The organism is Pseudomonas sp. TYF_14 (genome assembly GCF_043105275.1).
Classification (GTDB): Bacteria; Pseudomonadota; Gammaproteobacteria; order Pseudomonadales; family Pseudomonadaceae; genus Aquipseudomonas; species Aquipseudomonas alloputida.
In genome coordinates this window covers 14,395-38,326 of record NZ_JBICLK010000019.1, presented here as the reverse complement: position 1 = coordinate 38,326, position 23,932 = coordinate 14,395, and the positions used below count along the sequence as shown (strand labels likewise).

General features: G+C 64.2%; 21 protein-coding genes. 9 read left to right on the top strand and 12 right to left on the bottom strand.

Going from position 1 to position 23,932, the window contains the following annotated elements; all coding sequences use genetic code 11:
* The first annotated feature begins 132 nt into the window (after nt 1-132).
* From pgm to ACF8O8_RS05635, 4 genes are all read left to right on the top strand, one after another.
* A complete protein-coding gene (pgm, locus tag ACF8O8_RS05650) occupies nt 133-1,770 on the top strand; it encodes a phosphoglucomutase (alpha-D-glucose-1,6-bisphosphate-dependent) (protein WP_010954431.1) in 1,638 nt (545 codons plus the stop codon).
* Between the two features lie 78 nt (nt 1,771-1,848).
* Entirely contained in the window at nt 1,849-2,361 is a 513-nt protein-coding gene (locus tag ACF8O8_RS05645; RefSeq protein ID WP_010954430.1) for a sigma-70 family RNA polymerase sigma factor, read from the top strand.
* A complete protein-coding gene (locus ACF8O8_RS05640) occupies nt 2,358-3,302 on the top strand; it encodes a FecR domain-containing protein (RefSeq protein ID WP_010954429.1) in 945 nt (314 codons plus the stop codon). Before ACF8O8_RS05645 ends, ACF8O8_RS05640 begins: the two co-directional genes overlap by 4 nt.
* Nucleotides 3,303-3,369: 67 nt before the next feature.
* Entirely contained in the window at nt 3,370-5,775 is a 2,406-nt protein-coding gene (locus ACF8O8_RS05635) for a TonB-dependent receptor (protein ID WP_010954428.1), read from the top strand.
* A 93-nt stretch (nt 5,776-5,868) separates the two neighbouring features.
* Here the strand turns inward: ACF8O8_RS05635 and ACF8O8_RS05630 are convergent, their stop codons facing one another.
* Together ACF8O8_RS05630 and ACF8O8_RS05625 are read right to left on the bottom strand one after the other, a co-directional pair.
* Nucleotides 5,869-6,285 (bottom strand): RidA family protein, encoded by a 417-nt coding sequence (locus ACF8O8_RS05630; protein ID WP_014590706.1) that lies wholly within the window; start codon nt 6,283-6,285, stop codon nt 5,869-5,871.
* A complete protein-coding gene (locus ACF8O8_RS05625) occupies nt 6,285-7,604 on the bottom strand; it encodes an NAD(P)/FAD-dependent oxidoreductase (protein WP_010954426.1) in 1,320 nt (439 codons plus the stop codon). The genes ACF8O8_RS05630 and ACF8O8_RS05625 overlap by 1 nt, the downstream gene beginning before the upstream one ends.
* A gap of 317 nt (nt 7,605-7,921) precedes the next feature.
* Between ACF8O8_RS05625 and ACF8O8_RS05620 the strand changes: the two genes are divergently transcribed.
* Nucleotides 7,922-8,599, top strand: a complete 678-nt coding sequence (locus tag ACF8O8_RS05620) for a DUF1028 domain-containing protein (protein ID WP_392509358.1) — start codon at nt 7,922-7,924, stop codon at nt 8,597-8,599.
* Nucleotides 8,592-9,752: an acetylornithine deacetylase gene (gene argE, locus ACF8O8_RS05615; RefSeq protein WP_049587126.1), complete on the top strand. Its 1,161-nt coding sequence runs from the start codon at nt 8,592-8,594 to the stop codon at nt 9,750-9,752. The genes ACF8O8_RS05620 and argE overlap by 8 nt, the downstream gene beginning before the upstream one ends.
* 42 nt (nt 9,753-9,794) lie before the next feature.
* Here argE and ACF8O8_RS05610 read toward each other — a convergent pair whose 3' ends face one another.
* The 3 genes from ACF8O8_RS05610 to ACF8O8_RS05600 all read right to left on the bottom strand — a co-directional run bounded on the left by ACF8O8_RS05610 (nt 9,795) and on the right by ACF8O8_RS05600 (nt 14,194).
* Nucleotides 9,795-11,063 carry a carbohydrate porin gene (locus ACF8O8_RS05610; RefSeq protein ID WP_049587124.1) on the bottom strand — a complete coding sequence of 423 codons (1,269 nt, stop codon included), beginning with the start codon at nt 11,061-11,063 and terminating at the stop codon, nt 9,795-9,797.
* Between the two features lie 100 nt (nt 11,064-11,163).
* A complete protein-coding gene (locus ACF8O8_RS05605) occupies nt 11,164-13,581 on the bottom strand; it encodes a glucose/quinate/shikimate family membrane-bound PQQ-dependent dehydrogenase (protein WP_392509357.1) in 2,418 nt (805 codons plus the stop codon).
* A 262-nt stretch (nt 13,582-13,843) separates the two neighbouring features.
* A complete protein-coding gene (locus ACF8O8_RS05600) occupies nt 13,844-14,194 on the bottom strand; it encodes a cupin domain-containing protein (protein WP_003247774.1) in 351 nt (116 codons plus the stop codon).
* Nucleotides 14,195-14,311: 117 nt separating this feature from the next.
* Between ACF8O8_RS05600 and ACF8O8_RS05595 the strand changes: the two genes are divergently transcribed.
* Together ACF8O8_RS05595 and ACF8O8_RS05590 are read left to right on the top strand one after the other, a co-directional pair.
* Nucleotides 14,312-15,217: a LysR family transcriptional regulator gene (locus ACF8O8_RS05595; protein WP_392509356.1), complete on the top strand. Its 906-nt coding sequence runs from the start codon at nt 14,312-14,314 to the stop codon at nt 15,215-15,217.
* Between the two features lie 106 nt (nt 15,218-15,323).
* A complete protein-coding gene (locus ACF8O8_RS05590; protein WP_350297996.1) occupies nt 15,324-16,523 on the top strand; it encodes an MFS transporter in 1,200 nt (399 codons plus the stop codon).
* Between the two features lie 48 nt (nt 16,524-16,571).
* On the opposite strand, the gene ACF8O8_RS05585 is transcribed toward ACF8O8_RS05590, so the two are convergent.
* Nucleotides 16,572-17,183: a LysE family translocator gene (locus ACF8O8_RS05585; RefSeq protein WP_010954419.1), complete on the bottom strand. Its 612-nt coding sequence runs from the start codon at nt 17,181-17,183 to the stop codon at nt 16,572-16,574.
* 104 nt (nt 17,184-17,287) lie between these two features.
* Between ACF8O8_RS05585 and ACF8O8_RS05580 the strand changes: the two genes are divergently transcribed.
* A complete protein-coding gene (locus ACF8O8_RS05580; RefSeq protein WP_392509355.1) occupies nt 17,288-18,265 on the top strand; it encodes a GlxA family transcriptional regulator in 978 nt (325 codons plus the stop codon).
* Between the two features lies 1 nt (nt 18,266).
* Here ACF8O8_RS05580 and ACF8O8_RS05575 read toward each other — a convergent pair whose 3' ends face one another.
* From ACF8O8_RS05575 to ACF8O8_RS05550, 6 genes are all read right to left on the bottom strand, one after another.
* On the bottom strand, nt 18,267-19,118 hold the full coding sequence (locus ACF8O8_RS05575; protein ID WP_010954417.1) for a CAP domain-containing protein: 852 nt from the start codon (nt 19,116-19,118) through the stop codon (nt 18,267-18,269).
* A gap of 206 nt (nt 19,119-19,324) precedes the next feature.
* Nucleotides 19,325-19,936, bottom strand: a complete 612-nt coding sequence (locus ACF8O8_RS05570; protein ID WP_049587121.1) for a cell wall hydrolase — start codon at nt 19,934-19,936, stop codon at nt 19,325-19,327.
* Between the two features lie 34 nt (nt 19,937-19,970).
* Nucleotides 19,971-20,888 (bottom strand): AEC family transporter, encoded by a 918-nt coding sequence (locus ACF8O8_RS05565; protein ID WP_049587120.1) that lies wholly within the window; start codon nt 20,886-20,888, stop codon nt 19,971-19,973.
* Nucleotides 20,889-21,023: 135 nt separating this feature from the next.
* Nucleotides 21,024-21,887: a LysR family transcriptional regulator gene (locus ACF8O8_RS05560; protein ID WP_003247790.1), complete on the bottom strand. Its 864-nt coding sequence runs from the start codon at nt 21,885-21,887 to the stop codon at nt 21,024-21,026.
* 93 nt (nt 21,888-21,980) lie between these two features.
* On the bottom strand, nt 21,981-22,829 hold the full coding sequence (locus tag ACF8O8_RS05555; RefSeq protein ID WP_003247791.1) for a proline/glycine betaine ABC transporter permease: 849 nt from the start codon (nt 22,827-22,829) through the stop codon (nt 21,981-21,983).
* Nucleotides 22,826-23,842, bottom strand: a complete 1,017-nt coding sequence (locus tag ACF8O8_RS05550; protein ID WP_392509354.1) for an ABC transporter substrate-binding protein — start codon at nt 23,840-23,842, stop codon at nt 22,826-22,828. The genes ACF8O8_RS05555 and ACF8O8_RS05550 overlap by 4 nt, the downstream gene beginning before the upstream one ends.
* Between the last annotated feature and the right edge of the window lie 90 nt (nt 23,843-23,932).

The following is a 23,932-nucleotide window of genomic DNA, read 5'->3' as shown; positions in this document are numbered from 1 at the left end:
TCATAGGGTTGGGCGGGATGCGCAATACCCTGCAGGGCCTGGGGTTTCTTTGATGCCCCCATCGCACGGCATTGCAACTCTCAGTACACTGCACGTTCCAACACCAACATCCGTTGAACTCGAGGTTTTTGCATGACGCTCAGTCCTTTGGCAGGCAAGCCGGCTCCGGCCAGCGTGCTGGTCGATATTCCCCGGCTGCTTACCGCCTATTACACGGGCCGCCCAGACGCTACCGTGGCGGCCCAGCGCGTGGCCTTCGGCACCTCGGGGCACCGGGGCAGTTCGCTTGAATTGAGTTTCAACGAGTATCACGTCCTGGCCATTAGCCAGGCGATCTGCCTGTACCGCCAGGAAAAAGGCATCGATGGCCCGCTGTTCATTGGCGCCGATACCCACGCCCTGTCAGCGCCGGCGACCGCCAGCGCCCTGGAAGTGCTGGCCGCCAACGGCGTGCAGGTGATGCTGTCCAAGGATGACGAATACACGCCTACGCCGGCGGTTTCTCACGCCATCCTCTGCCACAACCGCGGCCGCACGCAGGGCCTGGCTGACGGTATCGTCATCACCCCGTCGCACAACCCGCCGCAAAGCGGTGGCTTCAAGTACAACCCACCCAACGGCGGCCCGGCCGACAGCGACGTGACCAAGTGGATCGAGGGCAAGGCCAACGAGCTGCTGGCGGCTAATCTGGCGGGCGTCAAGCGCATGGACCATGCCCAGGCGCTGCAGGCGCCGACCACCCACCGCCACGACTACGTCAGCAACTATGTGGCCGACCTGGAAAACGTCATCGATTTCGATGTCATCCGTGGCGCTGGGCTGCGCCTGGGCGTCGACCCGCTGGGCGGGGCAGGGGTACGCTACTGGTCGGCAATTGCCAAGCACTACCAGCTGGACCTGGAAGTGGTGAACACCGAGGTCGACCCGACCTTCCGCTTCATGACCGTCGACTGGGATGGTCAGATCCGCATGGACCCTTCCTCGCCGTATGCCATGCAGGGCCTGATAGGTCTGCGCGAGCGCTTTGACGTGGCCTTCGCCTGCGACCCGGACCACGACCGCCACGGCATCGTCACCCCTGACGGCCTGCTGCAACCCAACAACTACCTCGCCGTGGCCATCGACTACCTGTTCCGCCACCGCCCGCAGTGGCGCAGTGACGCCGCCGTGGGCAAGACCGTGGTCTCCAGCGGCCTGATCGACCGCGTTACCCAACGGCTGGGCCGCGATCTGTATGAGGTGCCGGTGGGCTTCAAGTTCTTCGCCCAGGGCCTGTTCGACGGTTCGCTCGGTTTTGGTGGCGAAGAAAGTGCAGGGGCTTCGTTCCTGCGTCGCGATGGCTCGGTGTGGGCCACCGACAAGGACGGGTTGATCCCGGCCTTGCTGGCCGCCGAAATGACCGCCCGTACCGGGCGTAACCCGAGCCAGGCTTATGCCGACCTGACCGAGGCGCTGGGCAAGCCGTTCGCCACCCGTGTCGAGGCCAAGGCCGATGCGCGGCAGAAGGCGTTGCTGAGCAAGCTGGCGCCGGAGCAGGTGAAGTCGACAGAGCTGGCCGGTGAGCCGATCGTGCAGATCCTCAGCCACGCCCCAGGCAATGGCCAGGCGATTGGCGGGCTTAAGGTGATGACGGCCAATGGCTGGTTCGCCGCGCGCCCGTCGGGTACTGAAGACATCTACAAGATCTACGCCGAAAGCTTCATCGACGAGGCGCATTTGCAGCGTCTGGTGGAGGAAGCACAAGTGCTGGTCGATGAAGCCATTGCCTGACCGGTAACAAACCGCTTGGTTCTGTGGTGTGATGTAAATTAGAATTAATCTTATTTACTCCGCCGCAGGACCCTCCTCATGATCGACGCCGCGCCGCCACCGGAGCCTGGCCTGCCTGCCCTGTACCGGGAGCATCGCGGCTGGCTTGAAGCCTGGCTGCGCCGGCGTATGGGCAATGCCTGGGATGCCGCCGACCTCAGCCAGGATACTTTTCTGCGCATTCTGGCCAGCGCCCAGCCGCTGGCAGACATACGCGAACCGCGTGCCTACCTGCTGACTGTGGGCAAGCGTTTGCTCAGCAACTTCCACCAGCGACGTAGCCTGGAGCAGGCCTACCTTGATGCGTTGGCGCAGTTGCCCGAGCAACACGTGCCGTCGCCAGAACAGCGCTGGGTACTGCTCGAAACCCTGCAAGCACTGGATGAATTGCTCGACGGCCTCAAGCCGGCGATACGCAAGGCCTTTCTCTGGAGCCAGCTGGAAGGCTTGGGCTACGCCGAAATTGGCCAGCGCCTGGGCGTCTGCCAGCGCTCAGTGAAACGCTACATGGCGCAGGCTTACGAACATTGCCTGTTGGCCGAGTTGCAATGAGCCCCCACACCCCAGAAACCCGCGAGGCGCTGCGTGCTGCAGCCCGTTGGCTGGCATTACTGGATTCTGGCGACGCAAGCGAATCTGACCTGCAGCGTCTGGCGCAATGGCGCGCCAGCAGTCACCTGCACGAAGACGCCTGGCAAAAGGCATCACTGCTGCGAGCGCGATTTGCCGGGTTGCCCGGCGCATTGGCGATGGCCGCCCTGGATCGTCCGGATGCCGGTCGTCGGGCATTGCTCAAACAAGCCCTGGGTGTGACGGCGTTGTTGCCGGTGGCCTGGCTGGTGAGCCGTGAGCTGCCGCTGGATGCCTGGACCGCCGACATGCGCACCGCAGTCGGGGAGCGCAGGCAGGCACTGCTGAGCGACGGCACCTTGTTGCAGTTGAACACCGACAGTGCGGTCGATATCGAGCTGGGTGCAGGCCGCGTGGCACTGCTGCGCGGTGAAGTGGCCGTGAGCGTGCCCGCTAACCTGAGCCTCACCTTGCAGGTGCCTTACGGCCGGGTGGTGCTCAGTGAGGGCGAGGCGTGCCTGCGCCTGCTTGATGAGGCCTGCCGGGTGTCGGCGATCAAGGGGGCGGTCAGCCTGCAGCCGTTGCGGGGTCCAGCCGTGATGCTACAGGACGGCCAACAGGCCAGTTTGCAGGCGGCCGGCGTTGGCCCTGTCAAAGCGTTCGACGCATGGCAACTGGGCTGGCGCGAAGGTGCGCTACGGCTGGACGACCGACCGCTGGGCGAGTTGCTGCACGAACTGCGCAGGTATCGCCCCGGCGTACTGCGCTGGGCACCAGAACTGGAGCGCTTGCGTGTTACCGGCACGTTCCGCCTTGACGACACCGACCGGGTGTTGGCCCTGCTCGCCGCCAGCCTGCCGTTGCAGGTGCAGACCCGCACGCGTTATTGGGTGAGCCTGACCGCACGAGAAAATCGATCATGAGACTGTCCCCTTTTTTTCACTCGCCGGTCATTACCGGTAGGAGAAAATAAAAGGGGAGCCTTGTTCAATGCCTGCAGTAAAATCTTGCCGCCTGCGCCCACTGGCGCGCGCAGCACATCCATTGTTCGCGATGAGCCTGCTGTTGTGTGCACCCGCCTGGGCCGATGAGCCGGCCCGGCGTACGTTCCAGGTGGCGCCAGCCAGCCTGGGTGCCGCTTTGACCCATTTCGCCGACCAGGCCGGTGTCAGCCTTTCGCTGGACCCGGCATTGGTAGAGGGCCGGCAAAGTAACGGCTTGTCCGGTCGTTACAGTGTCGATGAAGGCTTCAACCAGTTGCTGCGCAGTAGCGGCCTGCAGGCGCTACCAGTGGGTGAGGGGGCCTTCACCCTGATGCCAGCCCCTCAGGCCAGTGGCGCGCTTGAAATCGCCCCCACCCGCATCGTCGGCGGCCTGGCCGCAGGCAACGAAGCGCAGCCGTATGCCGGTGGCCAAGTGGCACGCCAAGGGGCACAAGGTTTGCTCGGTTCGCGCGACTTCATGGAAACCCCGTTCAGCATCACCAGCTACACCAGCGACCTGGTCAAGAACCAACAGGCGCGCACCTTGGGCGAGCTGATTGCCAGTGACCCTTCAGTGCGTGCTACCAACCCGGCGGGCGGGCGTTTCGAGCAGTTCACCATTCGCGGCTTCAGCCTGTTCAACAGTGATGTGGCCTACAACGGTCTCTATGGCATCTTGCCGACCTATTCGATCGACATGGAAATGGCCGACCGGGTCGACATCATCAAAGGCCCCAGCCAGTTGATCAACGGCATTTCACCGCGTGGCAGCGTGGGCGGCGGTATCAACGTGCAGCCCAAGCGAGCCGCTGACAAGCCGATCACCGAATTCACCGGCAGCTACGCCTCGGCCGGCCAGGCTGGCGGCGCAGTGGACATCGGCCGTCGCTTTGGTGAAGGCCAGCAGTTCGGCGTGCGCTTCAATGGCGTGAAGCAGGCCGGTGATACCGAATGGGACCACCAGCGCGTCGACCGCGAAATGGCGGTGCTGGGCCTGGATTTTCGAGGCGAGCGCCTGCGTCTCTCGGCAGACCTTGGCCACACCGAACGCGACACTGACGCCCCGCAGGAGCGTGTGCTGGTCGGTGCCAATGCCAAGGTGCCCAATGCCAATGACGTACGCCACAACTACGCCCAGGCCTGGAGCAAGGCGCGTACCAACGACACCTTCGGTGCGCTGAACGCCGAGTACGATATCAGCGAATCGCTGCTGGCCTATGGTGCGGTTGGCGCACGCAAGAGCAACCATGACTTCCTGCGCCATAACGTGTCGATCACCAACGATGCCGGCGACTTTACCGTGCAGCCGCGTGACTTTACCCGGGACGAGTCGGTGCGCACCGCCATGGCTGGTTTACGTCACTGGTTCCATACCGGGCCGGTGAGCCACGAGCTGAACCTGGCCGCCACCTATTACTACATGGACTTCACCAACGGCGGGGCGCGCTATGCCTCGGCGCCGAGCAACCTCTACGACCCGGTGGCCGCACCGACACCCGGTACGCCAACCCGCCTCGACCCCGAGGTCTACACGGAAAACCGCTTCTCCGGCGTGGCCCTGGCCGATACCCTTGGCTTTTTTGACGACCGCCTGCTGTTGACTCTGGGTGCGCGCTGGCAACGGGTGCAGGTGGATGACTGGAGCGACGGCATCAAAGGCGATACCGGCTATGACGAAGAAAAGGTCTCGCCTTCTGGGGGCGTACTGCTCAAGGTCACCGACCAGCTCTCGTTGTATGCCAATTACATGGAGGGCCTGAGCCAAGGCAAGATCGCCCCATCGACCTCGATCAACGAAGACCAGATCTTCCCGCCGTTCACCAGCCGCCAGATCGAGGTGGGGGCCAAGTACGACCTCGGCCAGGTGGCCTTTACCGCCAGCGCCTTCCGCATTCGCCAGCCGGCCTACGAGACCAACCCCACCTCGCGGGTGTTCGGCCCCAATGGCAAGCGTGACAACCGCGGCATCGAGCTGAGTGTGTTCGGTGAGCCGGTGCAGGGCGTGCGGGTGCTGGGTGGGGTGATGTATATCGACAGCGAGCTGACCGACACCGTCGGCGGTGCCTACGATGGCAACCGCGCGCCGGCCACGCCCGAATACAACGTCAATCTGGGGGCTGAGTGGGACGTGCCAGGGGTGAACGGCCTGACCTTCACAGCGCGCGGCATTCACTCAAGTTCCCAGTACCTGGACCAGAACAACAGCAAGCGCATCGATGGCTGGGAGCGTTATGACCTGGGCGCACGTTACGCCTTCAAGGTGGACGCCACCGAGGTTACCTTGCGGGCCAGTGTCGAGAATGTGCTCGATGATCGCTACTGGAGCTCGGCGGGGGCGTCGGATGACAGTGAGCCGGGGTTGACCCTTTCCACGCCGCGTACTTACCTGTTATCGGCAACCTTGGGCTTCTAGCTCAAAGCGCCGGGGCCGCTTTTCGCGGCCCGGGGGCACCCAGGCGTGGCTGGACGGCAGGTGGCAGTCACCACCCGCCATTCAGGCCTGCGGTCATTGCTGATCGGGAACCACGGCGATCACGTCGATCTCCATCAGCCACTCGGCCTGGGCCAACCCGGCCACCACCAACCCGGTGGAAATCGGGAACACGCCCTTGAGCCACTTGCCCACCTCCTTGTACACCGGCTCGCGGAAGCGCGGGTCGGTGATGTAGGTGGTGGTCTTGACGATGTGCGACAGGTCCGAGCCGGCTTCTTCAAGCAGTTGCTTGACGTTCTTCATCGCCTGTTCGGTTTGTGCGCGCGGGTCACCCAGGCCCACCAGCTTGCCTTCGAAGTCGGTACCGACCTGGCCGCGCACGTAGATGGTATTGCCCGCCCGCACGGCCTGACACAAGTCGTTGTCCAGGGTCTGGTTGGGGTAGGTTTCCTTTGTGTTGAACATGCGGATGCGAGTATGGGTAGGCATCAGTGGGCTCCGAGGGTGCTGACATTGCTGATCTTGGCGGTTTGCTGCTCATCCGCTGCGCGTTGCTCGCGGTCGCGGTAGGCGGTGTAGGTGCGTTGTGTGGCGATGTGGCCGGCGACGTGCTTGGCGTCGTGCCACACCCCCCAGATGAACGATGAACCACGGCGCGACAACCACGGCAGGCCGAGGAAGTACACGCCAGGTTCACGGGCCACACCACGCTGGTGCTGGGGCTTGCCGTTGGCATCGAAGGTGTCTACCTGCAGCCAGCTGAAGTCCACGCCGTAACCGGTGGCCCATATGATGCTGCTGACGCCGGCCTTGGCCAGGTCCAGCTGCTGCAGCGGGTTGCGCATGCACTCCGGGTCGGCCAGTCGCTGGCGCGCTTCGGGCTCTTCCGGCAGGTCCAGGCCGTTGCGTTCGATGTAGGCATCGGCCGCATCCAGCAGGGCCAGGTAGTTGTCGTCGCCGCGATTGATGTTCTCGACCAGGTTGTCCTGGAAGCGCGCGACGCCGTTTTCGAACGACTGGGTCAGGCCGACCAGGGTCATGCCCTGGTGGGCGAGGGCACGGAAGTCCACGGTGTGGCCACCACGGGCGCCACTGACCGCGATGGTCACATGCTCGCGACCGGGCTTGGCAATTTCCGCGTCCCACTCGCCCAGCACGCCCAGCCACCAGCAGAAGTCGCGGTTGCGGTAGGCACGCGGCGGGCGGTCGTGGGCGCCGACCGACAGGTACACCTGGCGTCCGGCGCGCATCAGCTCTTCGGCAATCTGCACGCCGGAAGAGCCGGCACCGACCACCAGTACCGCGCCTTCAGGCAACTGCTCTGGGTTGAAGTAAGCGGCGGAATGAATCTGGTGCAGGTTGCTGTCTTTCGGCGCGATGGCCGGGATCACCGGTTTCTGGAACGGGCCGGTGGCGGCGACTACGCGATTGGCGCGAATCACGCCTTCACTGGTGTCGATGGTGAAGCCAGGGCGGTCGCTGTTACGCACCACGCGCTTCACTTCAATGCCGGTGCGCACGGGCAGGTTGTACTTGCGTACGTACTGCTCGAAGTAGTCGGCCACCTGGTCCTTGCCGGCGAATGCATCGGCGTCGAGGTTGAATTCCAGCCCCGGGAAGCGGTCGTGCCAGGCCGGGCCGTTGGCGACCAGCGAGTCCCAGCGGCCGGTACGCCAGGCCTGCGCGATGCGGTTGCGCTCCAGTACCAGGTGCGGCACGCCAAGCTTGCTCAGGTGTTCGCTCATGGCCACGCCGGCCTGGCCGGCGCCGACGACGAGGGTGTCGATTTCGAGGTTGTTCAGTGTCATGTCCGAGCCCTTGTTCAGGCGGTTTTTGTCAGGTCGGTTTGGAGGACCGCCGTTGCCTGGAGCCAGACTAGGGATGCCGTGGAAATGGCGAAAATAGTATTTAGCTGGTACTTGCCGATAAAACGGCGAAGGCCTTGAGTTTTCTGGCCTGTGGGGCAGGTTGGCCGGGTGGGTGGCGTGGTTTTTCGAGCGGGTGCAGAGAGCGGGCCCTAGAGCATAGTTTTTTCCTGCCTACCCCCTCGGAAAAAGGTCGTTTCGCCCGCCCGAAGGTTCCACTCAGAATGCCGTGTATCGCACAGCACAACAGGAACCATGACATGACGTTCTCCATCATTGGTCGTTGCCAGGAAACCGGCCAGGTCGGTATCGCCATCAGCTCGTCGAGCATCGCCGTGGGTGCTCGTTGCCCCTGGGTGCGTGCCGGTGTGGGCGCAGTCTCGACCCAGAACATCACCCTGCCGGCGCTGGGCCCGCAGATTCTCGATGCCCTGGAGCATTGCCAGTTGCCGCCCGCCGCTGCGCTGGACAGGGTGCTCAGTGCCAATGGCTGGAGCGAGTACCGCCAGGTCACGGTGATCGACAGCCACGGCCAGGTGGCCCTGTTCACCGGGCGGGAAGCACTGGGCACACACCATGCAATGGCCGGCGAACAATGCGCGGCGGCTGGCAACCTGCTGTCCTCGACCCAGGTGATCGAAGCCATGGTGCTGGCTTTTGAACAGGCCGGCGGCCACCTGGCCGACCGCCTGCTGGCAGCCATGCACGCGGCGATGGCAGCGGGTGGCGAAGCCGGGCCCGTGCACTCGGCGGCGCTGAAGATTGCTGGCGAGCTGACCTGGCCGCTGGTGGACCTGCGCGTCGATTGGGCCGACAGCGACCCGATCGGCGTGCTCGATGGCCTGTGGCAAGCCTATCGCCCGCAGATGCAGGATTACGTCACCCGCGCCCTCAACCCGACCGCCGCGCCAAGCTATGGGGTGCCGGGCGATGAGTGAATTTGCCAGTCGCGCGCTGCTGGCCCGGCTGATCGGCTTTGCCACGGTGAGCCGCGACTCCAACCTGGCGCTGATCGGTTTTATCCGTGATTACCTGGCCGAGCTGGGGGTGGAGTGCGAGCTGTTCCATAACCCGGAGGGCACCAAGGCCAACCTGTTCGCCACTGTCGGCCCCAGGGATGTTGGTGGTGTGGTGCTGTCTGGGCATACCGATGTGGTGCCGGTGGATGGCCAGGCCTGGACAGTCGAGCCGTTTGCCCTGAGTGAGCGTGACGGCCGCCTGTATGGCCGCGGCACGGCCGACATGAAAGGCTTTATCGCCTCGGTGTTGGCTGCTGTGCCCGCGTTTCTCGCGCAGCCGTTGCGCATGCCGGTACACCTGGCGTTTTCCTATGACGAAGAAGTCGGTTGTTTGGGCGTGCGCTCGATGCTGGCTGCCCTCCAACAGCGCCCGTGTAAACCACGGCTGTGCCTGATCGGTGAACCCACCGAACTCAAACCGGTACTGGGGCACAAGGGCAAGCTGGCAATGCGTTGCCAGGTGCAGGGCGCAGCGTGCCATTCGGCGTACGCGCCGTATGGGGTGAACGCCATCGAGTATGCGGCGAAACTGATTGGCAAGTTGGGTGAAATCGGCGAGGCCCTGGCACTGCCGGTTCATCACGACGAGCGCTTCGATCCACCGTTCTCCACGGTGCAGGCCGGCGTGATCAAAGGGGGCAGGGCGCTGAACATCGTGCCGGACGAGTGCGAGTTCGATTTCGAAGTGCGTGCGCTCCCCGGGTTCGAGGCGCAGGCGGTCGCCGACCAGTTGCAAACCTATGCTGAAGCCGAGTTGCTGCCGCGTATGCGCAAGGTCAATACCGCCAGCGCCATTCGCCTGGCGCCGCTGAGTGCCTATCCGGGGCTGGCGACACCGGAAGACAGCGAGGCTGCGCGGTTGGTGGCGCTACTCAGCGGTTCGGATACGTTCGGCACGGTAGCGTTTGGTACCGAAGGTGGCTTGTTCGACCAGGCGGGCATCCCCACCGTGGTGTGCGGCCCTGGCAGCATGGACCAGGGCCACAAGCCGGATGAGTTTGTCAGTGTCGAGCAGTTGCGCGGCTGTGATGCCATGCTGCTGAGGCTGGTGGACTACCTCAAACAGGCTTGAGGGTTGCGCCGGCGGATGGGGCCGCAGTGCGGCCCCGGCGGTTCAGAAGGTCGCCTTGACCTGCAGGCCGACCACGAGTGCGTTGTCGATGTCTTTGCCCGAGAACGCCCCTGGCTCGATGATGTATTGCACGTCCGGGCGCAGGTTCAGCCATGGCGTGGCCTGGTAGCCGTAGCTCAGTTCGATCAACTGTTCGGCGCTGTCGATGTCCGGGAACTGCTGGCCCGCGTTGAACGCGGCATCTTCCAGCACATCGCGGCTACGCGGGTTGGGTACGGCGCGGCCGTAACCCAGTGCCACGGTATCCTTCGGGCGGCCTTCGAACGGCTTGTACAGCACCACGCCGGCGCCATACCACTTGGTGAACGGCGAAGCGGCCTTGCTCGACGCCGAGTACTGGCCGAAGGCGTGCAGGCTTCGGCCTGGGGAGGCCTGGTCGTTCCACACCGCCTGGTCGACCAGCAGGTAATGGCCACCTCGGCCGGACACTTCATCATCGCTGCCGATGCGTTTCACATCAGAGCTGTCGTAGTAGTAACCAAGCTTGTACTCGCCTGGCAGTTCACCCTGCAGCTTGTATACCAGTTCTACCGGTACCACGGTGCCGGTGGTGTGCTTGGGCCCCAGGTGCCAGGCGCGGCTGGAGTTGCCGTTGCTTTCGGGGTCGACGTTGAACGCCGCCACGCGCAACTGCCAGGCAGGTGACAGGTCGTACTTCACGCGCACGCCGAGGTGGGCGTTGGGGTAATTGGTCCAGCCACTGCCGCCCGACATGTTCAGCGGGTGGCCGCAGAAGCCGGCGTTCATGAAATTGCACAGGATGCCGCTGTCCAGGCCGCCGAGGTCGTTGCCCATGGCCATGTAGCCCAGCTTGACGTTGAGCGCCGGGGTGAACAGTGTGCGCTCGTAGCTCAGCTCGGTCAGGCGGGTGTACAGGCCACCGTAGTTTTCCTGGATTGGCAGGCGGTTGCCGACCAGGTCTTCCGAGGCGCTGTTACCGCGACGGTCGTTGATGGTCAGCTGGACCTTGCCGCCGTTGTCCAGGCCGTACAGTTTCGACAGGTCGAACTGCACGCCCAGCTTGACGTTCTGCGAATAGCGCGCCGAACGGTGCAGGCCACCGTGGGCGTTGTAGGCGGTTTCACCGCTGTAGTCGCCGGTGATCTTGACGCCGTCTTCTTCGAGTTGATGGCGCAGGCCGCCCCAGTCACCGGTCAGGGTGCTGCGGGTCATGAGATCGTCGCTGGCAAGGGCAGTGGTGCTGGCCAGGGCCAGCAGCAGGGTGGGGGTGATGCGAATTGCGGATGGCATTACAGAATCTCGGGTTGTCTTTGAGGGGCATTCGCGGGCAAGCCCGCTCCTACAGGGGCCTTGTAGGAGCGGGCTTGCCCGCGAAGCAGGCGACGCGGTTTTACGGCAGAGCGTAAGAAATCACATAGTCGCCACGGTCAGTCGACTGGCGGGCGCCGCCAGCAGTGATCACCACGTACTGCTTGCCGGTCTTCGGCGAGACGTAGGTCATCGGGCCGCCCTGACTGCCTACTGGCAGGCGAGCCTTCCAGATTTCGTTACCGTTGCTGCTGTCGTAGGCACGCAGGTAGAAGTCCTGGGTACCGGCGATGAACACCAGGCCGCCCTGGGTAGACAAGGTGCCGCCCAGCGTTGGCAGGCCGATCTTGATCGGCAGGTGCATGCGGATGCCGAGCGGGCCGGTGTCTTCAACGGTACCCACCGGGACCTGCCAGGCCACCTGGCGGGTCTTCATGTCGATGGCGGTCAGGGTGCCAAACGGCGGTGCCTGGCATGGAATGCCGGCGACCGACAGGAAGCGGTTCTTGTTCACGGCATACGGGGTGCCCTTGAGCGGTACCGCGCCCATGCCAGTGTTCAGTGCTTCGCCACCGGATGCTGCACCACCTTTGTTCTGCGAAGGAATCATCTGGATCCACAGGCCCAGACGCATGTCGTTGACGAAGATGAAGCCATGTACCGGGTCGGTAGAAATGCTGCCCCAGTTCATGCCACCCAGCGAACCCGGGAAGCTCAGCGACAGGTCGGTACCCGGCGCGGTGTACAGGCCGTCGTAACGCATCTTCTTGAAGTCGATGCGGCACAGCAGCTGGTCATACGGGGTGGCACCCCACATGTCCGATTCGGTCAGGGTCTGCGCGCCGATCTGCGGCATGCCCACTGACTTGGGCTGGGTAGGGGCGTACGGCTCGTTCGGGATGTTGCTTGGCTTGACCGGTACTTCGTCGACCTGGGTCAGCGGCTTGCCAGTGGCGCGGTCGAGCACGTAGATCTGCCCGGCCTTGGTGCCGATCACCACCGCAGGCACCGACTGGCCGTCGTCCTTGGTGAAGTCGATCAGGCTTGGCTGCATGGGCAGGTCGAAGTCCCAGAGGTCGTTGTGCACGGTCTGGAACACCCATTTCTGGTTGCCGGTGGTGGCGTCCAAAGCCAGCACCGAAGCGCCGTAAGTGTGGTCCAGTTTGCTGCGCTCAACGCCGTAGATGTCGGTGGAGGACGAGCCCATCGGCAGGAACACGGTGTTCATTGCCGGGTCGTAGGACATCGGTGCCCAGCTGTTCGGGGTGCTGCGCACGTAGGTCTTGTCGCCCTGCGGAGCCTGGCGGTCTTCCGGGTTGCCCGGGTCGAAGGCCCAGCGCATTTCACCGGTGATCACGTCAAAACCACGGATCACGCCGCCTGGCATGTCGGTCTGGACGTTGTCGGCAACACGGCCGCCGACCACTACGGTAGTGCCGGCCATCAGCGGTGCCGAGGACAGCTGGTAGTAGGAGTCCGGGACATCACCCAGGCCTGCCTTGAGGTCGACCTGGCCGTTGTTGCCGAAGCCCTGGCAGAACTCGCCGGTGTCGGCGTCGACGGCAATCAGGCGGCCGTCGATGGTGTTGGTCAGCAGGCGACGCTGGCAGTTGGCACCGGCCGCTACGCTAACGCCGGTGATCGGCGAGCTGTTCGGCTGGGTTGGCTGGGCGATGGCGGCAGTGGCGTCGAAGTAGGCCATGCCACGGCAACGCTGCCAGACCTTGGACTGGGCGTTGATTTCGTTCTTCCACAACTCTTTGCCGGTGTCGGCATCGAGTGCGATCAGGTTGTTGTGCGGGGTGCAGATGAACACCTTGCTGCCGATCTGCAGCGGGGTGAGCTGGTCTTCGGCACCGTTGCCGTCACTGATTGCAACGTCGCCGGTTTGGTAGGTCCAGGCCACTTTCAGCTTGTTGACGTTGTCCCGGTTGATCTGGTCAAGCGCGGCGAAGCGGCTGCCACCTTCGGTGTTGCCGTAGTGGGCCCAGTCTTTCTGTTCCTTGCCGGTTTCGACCGGGGTCATGCCCGGGCCTTTGCCGGTGGGCGCGACGCTTGGGTGAGCAACGAACATGTTGCCGACCGCGACCACCAGTACCACGGCCATTACCCCGGCGACGCCGTAGGCACCGCGGCCGGCGCTGGCGCCGTTGGCACGCGCCAGCAGCGGGTAGACCAGCGCCACGACCATGCCGATTGCGCCGAACATGAACAGGCGCGAGAACAGCGGCCAGAACACCAGGCCCGCATCGATCAGTGCCCAGATGGCAGTACCGACCAGGAACACGGCATACAGCCAGGCGCCCGCCTTCTTGCGGCGAGCAATGAGGACACCGGCGATGGCCATGGCCAAGCCGCCGATCAGGAAGTACCAGGAACCGCCCAGACCGGCGAGCTTGACGCCGCCGGCAGCGAGGAGGAGGCCGAGCAGGGCGATGATCACGCCCAGGCCGACCAGGATGAAGTTTGTGGCGCCAGAGGCGCGCGGTGTTTCTTTCATGCCAGGGATCTCAGCAGGTGGAATGCGCGCAGTTTAAGCCCTTAGCTTGCTAATTAACAAGTTGGTACATAATTGAGCGAGGCTGATTGTCGCAGGGCTGAAACTACGAAGATGTGGCCAAAAGTATAGATAAGGTGCTGAAAAACGCATTGAACGAGGCGTTTATGACGTGTCTTCGATTTGTATTCATGCTTTGGTCGTAAGCCCAACCTTGCACGGCGACGGGACAACTGCGCCTTGTGCACGGGCAGGCATGGCCCCTTCAGGCAGGCCATGGGGTGCTGCTGCTATAGAACACCGCGAGCCAGATGGTGGCCGTGCCGGGCGCGGTCCATTCCACGCGGTGGCGGTCGTGCGGGGGGATGTCCAGACAATCGCCCGGCGCCAGCAGGCGGGTGTGGTGCTCGTGCTCGAAACGCAGGGCGGCAGCACCACTGAGCAACATGATCCACTCGCCTTCGGCCTGGTCGTACCAGAAGCCGGGTGGGCTGGCCTGCCCGCTGGAGACGATACGCTCCACGCGGATGCCAGGGCGGCTGAGCAGTTCGTCGACACGTTCGGCGCTGGCGGGGTCGCAGGGCGGCAGGGCGGTCAGCAGGTTGTTCAGGGTCATGGTAAGCCTCCTTGGAAATGGGTGGATTCCACTATGGACGCAATCGCCTTGGCGCGCGCGGCTTGACCCGCCCGGCTGTTTGTAAGAACTTTCCGAGTTTTGGAAGACGGGCTGAACATGGACAAGCTGCTGGCGATGAAAATGTTCGTGGCCACTGTCGATGCCCAAGGCTTTTCTGCTGCCGCGCGCAGGCTAGGGCTGGCGACATCGTCGGTGACACGTCTGGTCGATGCCCTGGAAGCGTCGCTGGGCGCCACCTTGCTCAACCGCTCGACGCGCCAGGTCAGCCTGACCGAGGCCGGCGCCCGTTACTACCAGCGGGCACGGGGCATTTTTGAAGCACTGGACGAGGCGGATGCCAGCATCGCCGATCGCGGCGAGGAGCCTGTGGGTGTACTGCGCCTGAGCCTGCCAGTGGAGTTCGGCCGGCGGGTCATCGCCCCGCACCTGGGGCCGTTCCTGGCGCAGCACCCGGCGCTGGAACTGGACATCGACCTCAGTGACCGGCTGGACGACTTGCTTGACGGGCGCTATGACCTGTCGATTCGCCTGGGTGACCCCTCGCCCAATGACGAGTTGGTGTGCCGCCGGCTCGGCGGTTTTGAGCGTTGGCTGGTGGCCAGCCCGGCCTACCTGGCCGGGCGTGAGCCACTGCAGCATCCCCAGGAGTTGCTTGACCATGCCTGCCTGCGTTTTCGCTATGGTCAGAAAGCGCGCCCCTGGCGCCTGACCTGTGGCCAGGACAGCCTGGAACTGGACGTAAGTGGGCCACTGCGCAGCGCCAATGCCGACATGTTGCGTGAAACGGCACTGGCAGGCAGTGGTATCGCACTGCTGGCCGACTGGCTGGTACGCGAGGATGTGTTGGCAGGGCGCCTGCAGCGAATATTCCCCGACTGGCAGGCCAGTCCTGGCGCAGCCAATAGCAGCATCAACGCCCTGTATATGCCCAACCACCGGGGCTCACGGCGGGTAAACGCATTCATCGACTTTTGCGAAAATTTGCTCATACACGGTCACTAGTGTTGCGCAGTGCGCAAAGCCGCATTGCGCCACCGCCGGATTCTCGGTGCTGACGTCCATGGGTAAGGTGGCCGGCATATACCCCACCCTTGTCGAGGAACTTCGCATGAACCCCTCCCTTGCGACAGCGCAACCGGCAGCCGCCAGCCTGAGCCGGGCTCTGGTAGTGCTGCTGGCGTTCTGCTGCGGCGCGATCGTCGCCAACATCTACTACGCCCAGCCCATCGTCGGGCTGATCGCCCCGGACCTGGGGCTGTCCACCGAGCATGCCAGCCTGATCGTTTCCCTCACTCAGCTGGGCTATGCCCTGGGCCTGTTATTGCTGGTACCGCTGGCCGACCTGCTGGAGAACCGCCGCCTGATGGTGGCCACCGCGGTCCTGGCCTGCGTCAGTCTACTGCTGGCAGGCACCAGCAGCAGTGGCCAGGGGCAGCTGTTCCTGGGTTACGCACTGCTGATCGGCTTCAGTTCGGTGTCGGTGCAGATGCTCATCCCGCTGGCGGCGCATCTGGCGCCGGAACAGCAGCGTGGTCGTGTGGTCGGTAACATCATGGGCGGCTTGTTGCTGGGCATCCTGCTGGCGCGACCGCTGTCGAGCGTGGTGGCCGACCACTTCGGCTGGCGTGCGGTGTTCATTGGCGCCGCCGGGGTAATGCTGGCGATCATCCTGTTGCTGTCATTGACCTTGCCGCAGCGGCGGCCCGAGCACAAAGCCAGCTATACCGGGCTAATGCTGTCGCTGCTCACACTGCTGCGTCGTTATCCACTGTTGCGTCAGCGTTCGTTGTACCAGGCATTGATGTTTGCAGCGTTCAGCCTTTACTGGACGGCAGTGCCGATGGCGCTTGCCGGGGAGCATGGCCTGTCACAAAGCCAGATCGCCGTGTTCGCCCTTGTCGGCGCGGTGGGCGCCGTAGCTGCGCCCTTGGCCGGCCGCCTGGCCGATGCCGGGCATGCCCGCGCCGCTTCGCTGCTGGCGCTTTTGCTGGCGCCGGCGGCCTTGTTGCTGGGGCTGACAGTGCCGGGTTACAGCGTGATTGGCCTGGGCCTTACCGGCGTGTTGCTGGACTTTGCGGTGCAGATGAACATGGTCATCGGCCAGCGTGAAGTGTACGCACTGGACCCGGCCAGCCGCGGGCGGCTGAATGCGGTGTACATGACCAGCATCTTCCTCGGCGGGGCGCTGGGGTCGGCGGTGGCCAGTGCGCTGTTCAGCCAGTTTGGCTGGCAAGGCGTGGCACTGGTGGGGGCGGGGTTGCCGGGTGTGGCGCTGGTTGTGTTTCTACTCAAAGCACGCCGGGGTTGAACCGTTACGCGGTGCAGGGCACGGGCTTCGCCCGTGTTCGCGGGCCCGCTATCGGCCAAGCGGCAGCGCCAAACCAATCAAGGCAAACAGGCTCCCGCAGCAGCGATTGAAACCTTTGCCACCCTTGGCCAGCCATGGCCGAATGCGAAACGCCAGGCGCGCCAGCAGGTATTCGACCAGAAACTCGACGCTGGCAAAGGTCGCGGCCATCACCGCAAATTGCAGCACCAGCCCTCGCTGTGGGTCGATGAACTGCGGCAGGAAGGCACCATAGAACAGCAGCACCTTGGGGTTCGCCATGGCCGAAAGCAGGCCCTGGCGAAACAGCCCGGCATTGCCCAGCCGCGCGCTGTGCGCGGTCAGTTCCAGCTGCAGGCCTGGACTGCGCCATAGTTGAATGCCCAGCCAGATCAAATAAGCCCCACCCACCCACTTCAGGACGCTCAGCACTGCCGCCGAGGTTTGGAGCAGTGCGCTGAGGCCGAACATGGTCAAGGCGATGAGGGCGCTGAAACCCAAGACCCCGCCCACGATGGTGAACAGCGTTCGCCGTGCGCCATAGAGCGCGCCATGGGTCAACGCCAACAGGCTGTTGGGCCCCGGGGTCAGCGACAGGCCGATGCTGGCCAGCAGGTAGATGAGCCAGGTGTCCAGTGCCATGTTGAAAACTGCCTTGGTCGAGAGAGGGCGACAGTCTATGGCGCAACGCTCACGCTGAAAGAGTATTATCTGGTCATAAAAGGGTCTTTTCTGGACGTGGTTTCATGCCGCCCGACATCCGCTTGCTGATCATGCCGTTACCGGATTTTGCCTTGCTGCCGTTTGGCGCCTTTCTCGACAAATTGCGCTTCAGCGCCGACGACGAGGACTACAGCCAACAACGCTATTGCAGCTGGATGGTGGCGGGGCTCAGCCTCGAGCCGGTACCGTCGAGCAGTGGCGCGGTGCTGCAGGTCGAGGCCATTGCCGATCAGCTCGACCTTGACCTATTCGACTACCTGGTGGTGTTCGGCGGTCGCAGTGCCATGGCCACCGCGGCGCTGGCGCCACGTTACCAGGCGTTGCTCAGGCAGGCCGCCAAGGCGGGTGTCAAGCTGGTGGGGGTCGACAATGGCGCCTTCCTGCTGGCTGCCTGCGGCCTGCTGCAGGGGCACAAAGTGGTGGTGCACTGGCGTCACGAAGCCGAGTTTCGTGCTGCGTTTCCGCAGTTGCAGCTGTTGCGCGAGCAGTTGTACTGCATCGATGGCAACCGCATCACGTGCGCCGGTGGCACCGCCGCCATAGATCTGGCCGTTGCACTACTGTCACGCGCTTGCGGGCGAACCCGTGCGCTCAAAGGGCTGGCTGACATGCTGGTGGACGAGACCCGCGACAGCCGTCACGCCTTGCGCTCGCTGGAGCTGGGTGCTGGTCAGGGGCGCCAGGTGCAGCGGGCGCAAGCACTGATGCGCCATCACCTGGGCACGCCGTTGGCCGTGGAGCAGCTGGCCGCAGAACTGGGCATCAGCCGGCGTCAACTGGACCGGCAGTTCCAGGCCAGCCACGGTATGAGCACCAAGGCCTGGTGGCTGGAGATGCGCTTGCAGCAGGCGCGCTGGCGTTTGCTCAACTCCAGCCACAGCCTGGCGCAGATTGCCGATGAGGTGGGCCTGGGTGATGCCAGCTACCTTGGCAAGTGCGTGCGGCGTCGGTTTGGGTGTACGGCCCTGCAGTTGCGTGCAGGTCATTACCCGCTCACGTGATCTACTGCGGCGTCCCGAACAACCCTGTCCAGTAGATCCCTGCATCGCTCTTGGGGTCTATCGCATAGGCAGCGCCCAGTTCACGGAAGTCCGGATTCATCAGCGTGGCGCAGTGCCCTGGGCTGTCCAGCCAGCCGTTGACGACCTTTTGCGCGGTGTCACGCCCGGCGGTGATATTTTCGCCGATCTGCTGGTACAGGTACCCGGCCAGTTCCGCCCGGTCACCGGGTGTGCGGCCATCTTTGTCGATGTGGTCGAAGAAGTTCTGGTTGGCCATGGCCCGAGTGTGGTTGGCGGCGACCCCGGCCAGCACTGTGCTCCAGCTTAGTGGCGGGGCGGCGGCAAACGGCTGGCCGCCGCATTGCCGTGGCACCTTGCGCGCGGCGTTGACCTCCTGCAGCACCTTCTGTCCCTCGGCCTGCCAGTCGCCCAGGCGGCCGCTGAGCAGCGGCCGTGCCAGCACGATGCGCCAGTCGCGGCCCTCCTGGCTGACGCCGATATCGACGAATTGCGGGTCGAGCACCACCTGGCAGAAGCTTTCCTCGATGGCATGCATGGCGGCGCGTGCGTCGCGTGGCCCCGACAGGCTGATGGCCTGGACGCTGACCATGGGGTAGGCGGCGCGGGTCATGGCCTGTTGCAGGTCGCGGGTGCCCTCTGGCGACAGCGCAAGGCGTGTGTCGCTGTTGAGCGGCGGCAGTTCCAACGACGCCTCGCCACCGCAGGGCTGGGCCTTGCTGCGGTAGACATTGATCGAATCGATCAACTGCGCCTCTTCGCCGGTGGCTGCCAGCGCCCCGGTCGAAACGACCAGGCCCAGTGACAAGGCGACAACGGATGTCAGGACGCGCATGTGGATCTCCCTATGACTGGCAGCGTCGTGGTGTGCGCTGCTCATCCTACACAAGCCCGGGGCTTTTGGCCCGAGGTCGTGCAAGGCAATGAAAACGCCGGCAATCGTTACTGGCGGCAAAAGAGGGAGTAGACCCCTGGCCGGTGGAAAAGTGCGGTCAGTTGCCAATCATTCGCATCGGGCCAGCGTTGTCAGCCGTTTGCGCGTCAATGGGCCAACGTCTGGTTCGGCTTGTAGAACAGGAAGTGGGTGGTCTGCGCGGTCTTGCGATAAGCCTTCGCCCAGTCGGGGCGCACCGTGCGGTCGTGAAAGTACAATGCGCCGCCGGTGGGGTCTTTCAACTGCTGGTTCAGTGCCTTGCGTGCGATCTCTTTGGCAACGTCGTAGCGTTGCGGTTCCTCGACCTGGTCCGGGCGCCCGTCACACCACCATGAGAACTGACAGGCCTTGGTCTCCACCCCCTGTTTGACTACCGCGCAGATGGTATCGGGAAAGCCATCGTGGCCCAGGCGGTTGAGCACCACACTGGCCACCGCGGTCATGTCTTTGGCGTCGGCGCCCTTGGCTTCCCAGTAGATGGTACGTGCCAGACAGGTGATGCTGTCATCCAGCGGCGCCTGGCCAGCCGGGTCCACTGCCTGCGTTTCGCCTGGGGTCAGTTTCTCTGCCTTCCTGGGGGGCGGCGCATCTTCGACGACCTTTTCTTCAAGCACTGCGGCCTTGTCCTCGGCAACGGCGGCCTTGGCCGGGTCAGCGGCGTACAGGGGGCCTGCGAGCAGGGCCGAGGTCAAGCCGATCAGCATCAAGTGAAGGCGCATGGGCACATTACCAGGCAGTGGGCAGAATTTCAGTCTAGCCAAGCGTAAGCATTAATACCAAAGGCAGGGTGGCGGCCGCAGCCACGGTCTGCAGGGCGATGAGGGTGGCCATCAGTGGCGCATTGCCGCCCATTTGCCGGGCCATGACATAAGACGACGAAGCGGTTGGCAGCGCCTGGAACAACACCGCCACCACCGCTGCCTGGCCACTCAGGCCGAACAGCCGGCAAACGCCCCAGGTGGTCAGTGGCATGACCAGGAACTTGAACGCCGATGCTGCCATCAGCGGCCGTACCTGCTGGCCGAGGCTGGCGCCCCCCAGGGCAGCGCCGACACACAGCAGGCCCAGCGGCAGCGCGGCCTGGCCCAAGGCCTTGACCGTGGCGTCGATACCGGCCGGCAAGCCCAGCCCCGTGGCCCGTAGCACCAGCCCCCCTGCGCAGCCGACGATCAACGGGTTGGCGAAGATCGCCCGAAGCACCGTGGCGGGCGAACTGTGACGGGCGCTGAAGCGGGCAAACACCAGTACGCAGAGCAGGTTGACCAAGGGCACGATGGCAGCGTTGGCCACCGCCGCCAGGGCAATCCCGGCGCTGCCGTAGATGCCCGCAGCCAGGGTGGCACCGATGTAGTTGTTGAAGCGGATACCGCCCTGAAACACCGAAGTGAAGTCGGCACCCTCATGGTTCGCCGCGCCCTGATACAGCATCAGCAATACGGCACCGGCCAGGGTCGAGAGCATCAGTGCGCCGGCCATGCCCAGCACCGGTATGCCATCGAGGTTGGCAGTGGCCAGGCCATGGAGGAACAGCGACGGCAGCAGGACGTAGTAGCTCAGGCGCTCGGCGCCAGGCCAGAAGCTCTCGGCAAGAAAACCGCGAAGGCGCAGGAAGGTACCCAGCGCTATCAGCAGGATGATGGGGAGCAGGGTGGTCAGCAGCAAGTGCAGCATGGTCAGCATTCCGTGGTCGGGTACGTGCACAGACTACGGGGGCGGATCAATCTGTAAAAACGTTGTTTTCTTGAGTGACCGTTGAGGAAAAATGCATGTTGGTGGGTGCAGATCGCGCTTTGGAGTAGCCTGGTGTCAGGCTTCCAGGGCGGTCTTCAACACCGCACTCAAATGCCGCCGCTGGCTTTTTTCATGCTCCAGCAACACCACCCGCCGGGTCAGCTGCGGCTCGCCAAACGGCAGGCAGGTGGCGGGTGGCAAGCGTTGCAGGTCGTCATCCGCCATGGGGATGACTGCCACGCCCAGGCCCATCACCGCCATGCGCGCCAGGGCTTCCTGGCTGTCCAGTTCCATCAGTTCGCTCACCTGCACCTGCTGGCGGCGTAGTTCCTGCTCGATCTGCCGGCCGGCCCAGGCACGCTTGTCGAAGCGCAGGAATGGCTGGCTGGCCAGCAACTGCGGCACGCTATACCCGGCCAGCTCAGGGCTGGCAATGGCCCAGAAACGGTCCTCGAACAGCGGTGTGAAGTCCAGGTTCTGCGGGTAAGGGCTGACCGGTTCGGTGGTGATCGCTGCATCGAGCTCACCGTCTTCCACGCGCCGCGCCAGCTCCGCCGACATGCCCGAGGCCACGCTGATGTGTAGCTGCGGGTGATGGGCCTTGATCCACACCAGCGCCTTGGGCAAACGCCGCGCCAGCACCGTGTGGATCGCCCCCAGGCGCAAGCGGCCGCGCAGGCTTGGGCCGCTGGCCAGGGCATCGGCCAGTTCGTCATAGGCAGCCAGAAGGCTTTCGGCGCGGGCCACCGCCAACTGGCCGGCTTCGGTCAGTACCACCTGCCTGCGGCTACGGTCGAACAAGGTCACCTTCAGTTCGTCTTCGAGGGTTTTGATGTGCAGGCTGACCGCCGAGGGGGTGAGGCTGAGCAGGTCGGCGGCGCGGGCAAAGGTGCCGTGGCGGGCGATGGTCACCAAGGTGCGCAGGGCTTTCAGGGACATGCGGTTGAGGTCCGGTTCTCAGCTGACAGAGGCGTATTGTCAGGCCCGGCCCTCTCGCAGCACAAGGCTGCTTCCAGGCCTTGCCGATACGGCTCAGCGACTGCTACGCCCATAGGCCTGGCTGATCCGGTCGATCACCATGGCCAGGGCGACAATTGCCAGCCCGGCCTCCATCCCTTGGCCAACATTCAAGGTCTGGATTCCCGCCAGCACATCTTCACCCAATCCACGGGCGCCGATCATCGACGCCACGACCACCATCGACAAGGCCATCATGACCGACTGGTTGAGCCCGGCCATGATGCTTGGTAGCGCCAGGGGCAGGGCGATGCGCCGCAACCGCTGCCAGCGGCTTGCGCCAAGGCCGTGTGCGGCCTGCAGCAATGAGGGGTCGATCTGGCTCAGGCCCAGTTCGGTCAACCGCACCAGCGGCGGCAGGGCGTAGATCAGCGTGGCGAACACGGCAGGCACCTTGCCCAGGCCAAACAGCATCAGCACCGGGATCAGGTAAACGAACGCAGGTAGCGTCTGCATCACATCGAGGACCGGCAACAGCAGCCGCCTGGCCAGTGGCCGGGCGGCCAGCAGGATGCCCAGCGGTACACCCACCAGTACGCACAGGCCGGTACTGACCAGCACCAGGGCCAGGGTCTGCAGCAACTTGTCCCAGAGCCCGAGCATACCGATCAAGGCCAGCAGCGCGACCAGCACGGCGCTGCGCAGCAGGCTGCGGCTGGCGTGCCAGGCCAGCAGACCTACCAGCAACAACAACAGCCACCAAGGCAACAGACGCAACAGGTTCTCCAGGCCGACCAGCAGTTGCAGCAACTGGTCAGAAAAACTGCGCAGGTGGTCGCCGTAGTTCAATACCAACCCGTCGACCAGGCGGTTGATGCTGTCGGCAAAGGAAAACTGCAGGGTCTGCGGGAAACCGCTGCTCACAGGCTGGCCTCGACCTTGGCGGCGATGTCCGCCGGCAGCCAGGCTTTCCACACCTCGCGGTTATCGCGCAGGAAGGTGAGGGCGGCTTCGCGCGGGGGCGTGCGTTTTTCGCTCATGACGGCCAGGGCCTTGTTCAGGCGATCGATGGGCAGGTCTACCTGTTCGAACACGTTGACCAGGTCTGGGTAGTTTTCGCGAAAGGCTTTTGACACGCCAATCGACAATTTTGCCGGCAGCGAGCGGCTGCCTTTCGGGTTGGGGTTGGCGGGGTCGGTGAGGGTGGCCCAGGCCTGGGCATCGAACGGGGGTTCTTCCAGCCGGATGAGCTTGTAGCGCCCCATCAGCGGGGTCGGGTTCCAGTAGTAGAACAGCACAGGTTTGCCGCGCCGGATTGCCGAACCGATCTCGGCGTCCATCGCGGCGCCGGAGCCACTGCGGAAGTTGTTGTAAAGGCCATCCAGGCCATAGGCCTTGAGCTTTTGGCTGTTGACGGTTTCAGACGTCCAGCCGCTTGGGCTGTTGAGAAAACGCCCTTTACCGGGCGATTCGGGGTCAGAAAATACCTGCGGGTAACGCTTGAGGTCCTCGACACTGTGCAGCTCAGGCGCCACGGGCTTCAGGTTGCGTGCGGCATCGCCCTCGATCACATAGGCCGGTACCCACCAACCTTCCTCTGCATTTTTGACCGTATCGCCCAGTGCGAATACCTGGCCGGCCTGTTCGGCCTTGACCCAGGCAGGGCTGCGCCCGGCCCATTCCTCGGCGATCACTTGCAGGTCATTGCGCGCCAGGGCCACCTCCATGCTGACCGTGCTGCCAGGCAGGCTGTCGGTGCGGTAGCCGTAGCCGCGCTCCACGATCAGGCGCAGGATCTCGGTGGTGAGGGCGCCGCTTTCCCAGCCGATGGCACCAAAATGGATAGGCGCAGGCTGTTCTGCCGATGCGGCGCTGTCCGTGCTGGCCAGGCCCACCGTCAACAGCAGCCCGGCCAGCAGCGCTGGAAATCTCTTCATGTAAACCTCGTCGTTCGCCACGCCTTGGCGGTGGGGGCAAGTGTAGACGACGAGGTTTTGTCAGTTTCAGGGCCACTGGCGTGGCCCCGT